This is a genomic window from Bacteriovorax sp. DB6_IX (assembly GCF_000447775.1).
GTDB lineage: Bacteria > Bdellovibrionota > Bacteriovoracia > Bacteriovoracales > Bacteriovoracaceae > Halobacteriovorax_A.
Map to the genome: position 1 here is coordinate 1 of NZ_AUNJ01000209.1, position 5975 is coordinate 5975.

Annotated in this window: 6 protein-coding genes; 3 read left to right on the forward strand and 3 right to left on the reverse strand. The window is 37.6% G+C overall.

Annotation, left to right across the window (positions count from 1 at the left end; all coding sequences use genetic code 11):
* Positions 1–183 precede the first annotated feature (183 nt).
* From tsaE to M901_RS06175, 3 genes are all read left to right on the forward strand, one after another.
* On the forward strand, positions 184–648 hold the full coding sequence (gene tsaE / locus M901_RS16330) for a tRNA (adenosine(37)-N6)-threonylcarbamoyltransferase complex ATPase subunit type 1 TsaE (RefSeq protein ID WP_021277315.1): 465 nt from the start codon (positions 184–186) through the stop codon (positions 646–648).
* 333 nt (positions 649–981) lie between these two features.
* The gene (locus tag M901_RS16335; RefSeq protein ID WP_094742596.1) at positions 982–1536 is read left to right on the forward strand and encodes an Rrf2 family transcriptional regulator; all 555 of its coding nucleotides are present in this window, start codon (positions 982–984) and stop codon (positions 1534–1536) included.
* Positions 1520–2686, forward strand: coding sequence for a cysteine desulfurase family protein (locus M901_RS06175; RefSeq protein ID WP_034720860.1), 1167 nt, complete (start codon positions 1520–1522; stop codon positions 2684–2686). The genes M901_RS16335 and M901_RS06175 overlap by 17 nt, the downstream gene beginning before the upstream one ends.
* An 8-nt stretch (positions 2687–2694) precedes the next feature.
* Here M901_RS06175 and M901_RS06180 read toward each other — a convergent pair whose 3' ends face one another.
* From M901_RS06180 to M901_RS06190, 3 genes are all read right to left on the reverse strand, one after another.
* Positions 2695–3969 carry a sensor histidine kinase gene (locus M901_RS06180; RefSeq protein WP_021277320.1) on the reverse strand — a complete coding sequence of 425 codons (1275 nt, stop codon included), beginning with the start codon at positions 3967–3969 and terminating at the stop codon, positions 2695–2697.
* 331 nt (positions 3970–4300) lie between these two features.
* A complete protein-coding gene (locus M901_RS16340; protein ID WP_021277317.1) occupies positions 4301–5113 on the reverse strand; it encodes an ankyrin repeat domain-containing protein in 813 nt (270 codons plus the stop codon).
* Positions 5114–5156: 43 nt separating this feature from the next.
* On the reverse strand, positions 5157–5975 hold an 819-nt coding region (locus M901_RS06190), incomplete at its 5' end, for a D-alanyl-D-alanine carboxypeptidase (RefSeq protein WP_021277319.1).

A 5975-nucleotide genomic window follows, 5' to 3' on the forward strand; every position in this document is an offset into this window, starting at 1 on the left:
ATTGGATTGTGGCCCAGTCGGTCTTTGAAGGACTTGACTCAGTTATCAAGAAATTTCTCTCAAAATTTGAAGAGTATTCACTATAAAGGTCATCTCCAATCGGAGATGACTACTTTTTCCCAGTTTTAATTATTTCATACTTTGGCAAAATATAAGAAATATTAAATTTTTATCAGAGGTCGCATGGGGATCAACTCAAAAGAAATTCGCGCATGGAAGAAAGTCTATGAAGGGGATTTAGATAATATTATTATTGAGCTTAAAGAAGCTGTGGCCGATAAAGCGGTTATCATACTCTCTGGTGTTGTGGGAGCAGGAAAGACCACATTCACTAAGAAATTCATTGGAGACCAAGAGCAGACAATGTCTCCAACTTATTCCATTATTAATGAAAGCGGCGAGATTGTTCATGCAGACTTCTATCGTTTAGAGTCTCGTGAAGAAATTATTCACCTAGAAATTCCTCTCTATTTGGAAAAGAAGAAGTACTTCTTAGTAGAGTGGGGAATCGATTATGCCTATGATATTTCCCGAGAAGTTGATGATGATTTCAAATTCTATGAACTAGAAATCACAGTGAATGAAAAAAAGTCAGAGGATCAGCCTCTGGCCACGAGAAATGTCTTCTTAAAATCACTCGAAATTTAGACTATCAAGACAGAAAAAATAGCCGAGTAAAAGTTTTTACTCGGTTTTCTAAAGACAACCTTAATTTTATCTAAGTCATTGTTATGTCAAGGTTTTTTGGTAGTTGATAGGTTTTGTTGGCCAATAAAAATAATTTTTTTAATATTTGATTAAATCATGTTGACGTAACCCAATTTTCCTTGCCATACTTATTGGGACGAAGAATTAAAACTAAATAATAATTCTTCAAAGGAATGGGTGAGCAAGGAACGCGAAGCCCAGAAAGCACACACTTGCTTTAAAAAATTAATTAGAACCGCAAAACTTTACATTTGGATTTATGGAGGAAGACCAATGAGACTCACTTCGAAAGGACGTTACGCAGTAAGAGCTATGCTCGACTTAACTACTAACAGCAACGGAAACCCTGTTCGTCTACAAGAAATTTCTGAAAGACAAAACATCAGCTTACACTACCTTGAGCAGCTTTTTAGAAAGCTAAGAAATGGTCAGGCAGTTAAGTCTGTAAGAGGACCAGGTGGTGGTTATGTACTAGCTAGATCTATGGATGAAATTACAGTAAAAGACATCTTAGATTGTGTTGGTGAGAATATTAACCCAGCTAAGGATATCTTAGGAACTGAAGCAGAAGTAGCAAATACAGTTGAATTTCACCTGTCAAAGAACTACTTCCAAAACTTAGGTTTCATCATGAGTGAATACCTATCAACAACTTCACTTGGTGACCTTGTAAGAAAGTCACAAGAAGTTAAAGCTGACGTTGAAAAAGTAGAACTTGAAAGAAGAGAGCAGGCTGCACAAGCAACTGCAACAACTACTTCTACAGAGTCTGCATTTAGCGAGTTCGCTTCAGGAATTAGAACGAATATTGGTGAAATTAATCAGTAATAGAATTTATCTTGATTATAATGCTACGGCCCCTTTAGCAGAAGCTGTTTTACAGTGGTACGCTAAGGGGGCTTTACCTTTTGGGAATCCCAGCTCAATACATACCTCGGGAAAAACCTCTAAGAAATTTATCAACGAAACAAATCGCTTTCTCAAAGACTTTTTTGGGATGAATGAATTTCAACTCTTCTTTCACTCTGGAGCAACAGAGGCCATTAATAATATTGTCAAAGGCTTTTGCTTTAAGCAGATGAGACAGAAGAAGAAATTTCACGTGATTGCCTTTTCTAGTGATCATCCAAGCTCAGTAAATCAGGCCGACCAAGTTGAGTTGTTAGGAGGAGAGTTTCATCTTCTCAATCCTATGCAAAGTGGTGATTTTGATAAGTCTAAGTTGATTGAATATATTCAGGGACTCGATGGAGAAGTTCTTCTTAATTATACTCATGTCAATAGTGTCAATGGAGTTATTTGGTCTCTTGAGGATGCTGCTGATATCAAGACCCAAACAGGTTGTCTTATTCATGTCGATGCCGTTCAAATGGTAGGAAAGATCGAAGGGACTTATGAGCTAGAGACATCCCTTGATTACTACACTTTTTCTGGCCATAAATTTGGGGCCTTAAAAGGAATAGGATTTACTTTTGTAAAAGATGTGAATTCTTCATGGGAGTCAATTCTTGTCGGTGGTGGTCAACAAGATGAATTAAGAAGTGGAACGGAAAATATTCATGGAATTTATTCTCTAAAGCTGGCTCTTGAAGAGTTTAAAGAGAAGTTTAATATGGAACTTCTAAAGAGTGCCAGAGTTGATCTTGAAGATGCACTTAAAAAGGAATTTCCTACTATTGAATTAGTCTCACAGGATGCGACGAGACGAAATCTTAATACACTATCTCTTATCATACCGAAAATAAAAACGGATATTCTTATTACTGCCTTTGATATGGCCAAGATCGAAATTAGCTCAGGAAGCGCATGCTCTTCAGGCTCAATTCGTCCAAGTCAGACACTTCTTGCAATGGGCTACTCTGAAGAACAGGCCAAGAGCTCAATTAGAATTTCTCTGCCTCTTTTTATGAGTGAAGGTGAGGGAATCGAAATCTTTGAAAAGATTAAAGTGATTCTTTCTCGCTTTTTAAAATCTTAGAACTTATTTTACACATGGAATTTTGATGATGAAGCTTGTTTGTGACTTGCTTGATCAATATAGAGATCACCATTATTCTTTTTCATAATGGTTTTCGAAAGACTTAGTCCTAGACCTTTTCCTTCACCAACATCTTTCGTTGTATAAAGAGGTTTGAAAAAGTTATGTCTTTCTGGAAGTGAAGAAATAATTCCGCTGTCTGTAATTTTCACTAAGATAAATCTTTGAGAGAGGTCTCTTTCAAAACTAATTCTTACCCAGCTACTTAATGAATCACCAACGGCCTCATAAGCATTTTCAATCAGGTTGATAAGAACTTGAATGATTTGACCTTTACTCGCATAAACCTTAGGTTCATCAAGTTTGAGATTCTTCTCATAAATCAGTTCAATATTTTTCAATAAGAACTTTTTCTTATTAAGATCGGTAACAACATCAAGAACTTCTCTAATACTAAAAATTTCTGGAGACTCTAAGTTTATTCCTCTCGTGAGATAACCAAGAGATCTAACCGTCGTACTTGCACTATTTGTTGAAGCATCAATTCTACGAATATGAGCAATAAGAGATTCTTTTATATCTGGTGCAATATCGAGTCTCTTTGTTTTCTCTTCTAAGAAGTTTGCATGTCCTTTGATAATGGCCAGAGGGTTATTCACCTCGTGGGCGATACTTGAAGCGAGTTCCCCAAGTGATTGAGAGCTTGAGTGAATATAGGACTCTTCAAGAAGAGTGGCCTTTTGTGATTCTAGTTTTTCAATCACAGATCTTAAGTAAAGAATCAGCGTTGTGATACATGTCACAATTGAGAAGAGGCTCAGTGAAATGGCGAGTAGCGGAGAGTCTGTCTTGAGCTCATTAATATAATTCAACCACGAAAAAGCATCGAGATGTGACAACGTAAGCAGTGCGATGACTGATAGAGTAATAAGCGACCAAATAAAAGTTTGGATGAGGTCTAGAAAAAATGCCGCAATAACGGGAACAAATATAAGCCACCAGATGGCCGGACTATTTAAAGACCCCATGAAGTATGAGGGGACAGCAAGTCCATAAAGACAACAGACGATGAGCCAGTTGGCATAGAGGTTATAATTTCTTGTAAATTTCTTAATAAGCTTATAAAGCCAAGATGTGGTTACAGCTCCAATGAGATGCCAGTGGACAACTTCAGTCTTGTAGTAGAAAGCGTAGAGCAGTGCAAAGAAGTACCCTGATGCGCTAAGCGTAACTAAGAATGGCATAATGAAGATCTCAGATCTTTCTTGAGGCGTGTTGTGCATATCTCTTGTTTAATCGATTAATTATATTTTGTATTGACGCGGTGCGTGGTGCTCTTTGGGTATGAAATCAAGTCGACACCAGCAAAATACCAGAGCGAATGGCCCGGATAAGTCATATTGACCCTGTTTCTTTCAAATATGGTCGAAATCCGGTGGAAAAAGTTGGCACGGTCATTGCTTATATATAGGTAACAGCCGGTTGGTATGGCCTTGATGAAATTAAAAAGTCTTCTATCCTACCTTTGCCAACCTCTTGAGAGAGCCTGAATAGGTCCTCTTCAATATCCCATCAAAATCACATCTTCTTTTTAGTTTTTATAGTCAAGGCCACCTATTTTAGGTGTTCCAAGACAACTTGGAAATTATGCTTATAGGCATAATCTTGGGCCCGCATCCCTTTGCTATCTTTAAGATTTTTATCAGCACCATGGCGTAACAGGATTTTAACGACGGCCTCATGTCCTTCTCTTGCCGCGTAGATGAGCGCACTCTTGCCATCTTTATCTTGAGTATTCACATCTGCTCCTGCCTCAAGTAAAAGCTTACAAAGCTCATACTGACCCTCAAAAGCACAATCCATAAGCAGAGTATAGTTTCTCTTATTGAATTTGATATTAGGGTTAGCACCTCTTTCGAGTAGTAGTTTTGTCATTTCTTCATTGGCACCAGATGAACTTAGAACAAGGGCGCTGGCTCCGTACTTATTTTGAAGATCGATATCTTGCGAGCGCACTTTTTTTAGGGCCATTTTAAAGGCCTCAATATAATCATTTTCAACTAGTAACATAAGAGGGGTCATTCGATCTTCAGGATAAACATAAGAAGGATTGATACTTGATATATAGTCTTTGATGACTTGAGGATTCTTAAGCTCTATGGCCTGAATAAAATTGCTCTCATTCTTTGGTAGGGACTGAACTCTCTTCGTATTTTCTAAATGGCCCAGAGATTCTGCTCTTGTAAAGTCAAAGGACTTTGGGCGAGTGCTAATATTTGAATCTTGTGACTTTGAGTTTTTTAATTTCTCTGATGGTAAGTGAGATGTCACCTTATCTTTGTTGGGAAAGTAGATCTTGTAAGTGCTAAGAGCAAATGCCACCGTCACACCTAGGAAAATGGCCTTAGGGATATTGAAGTTCTTCATATATCCCTAGTTTAACTTATCCGTTTACAGGATGGTAGTGGAATTAATTTGAGCCTCTTAGTGTTTCCGCTGCCGGAAAGAAGAATTCCTTCTTATACTCAAACTTATTTGCTCCACCATAGGCATCGATAATCTCTGAAACCATTTGGTTTTGAACCATTTTAGCGTGGCCTTTCCAACCTCTCATTTGGTGAAACATTCCAAAATAAACTTGTCCTTGTTGCGTTGAAACTTTTCCCGCTAAAGAAGATGTGTGCATAAGTGTACCTGTCTTGGCGATAATTGAGTTAGCCAGACGTTTTGAGTTTAAGCGTTTTTTAAAGGTCCCAAGATCAGTTCCTGGTACCGCAACCACTTCTTGAATTGAGCGCTGCATTTCAGTCATCTTATCATCAAGTTCTTTGATGAGTTTGACCATAATGGCACAAGTCGAGTAGTTATCAACACGGTTACTTCCTGTTCCAATATTTAATCCAGAACCAGTATAGAAATAAGTCGAGTGCTCAGAGTCTTTAAACTCTTTTCTTAGAGCTGTGTAATCACCAAAGTTCTCTTTTATAAAGTTTTGAATATACTCGTGGTAGGCCTTCTTTCCACCAATCTTTTCAAAAACCTGATCTGCGATATAGTTATTTGAAACAACATTCATCAGCTTAAGGTACTTTGCAATAATTGGTGAGACCATCTCATAAGTTTTTAGGTCAGCTTCTTTTAAAGGATTTTCTTTTACCGCTTCAATTGAGCTTACTTCTAATTTTATATCGCTTAAATTCTTTCTTATTTGTAGCTCATCAATGATCTCCGTAGGGGTTGTTGCTACAAAGTTTGAGTAGAGTTTTGCGATAACATTCCACTGTGAAAC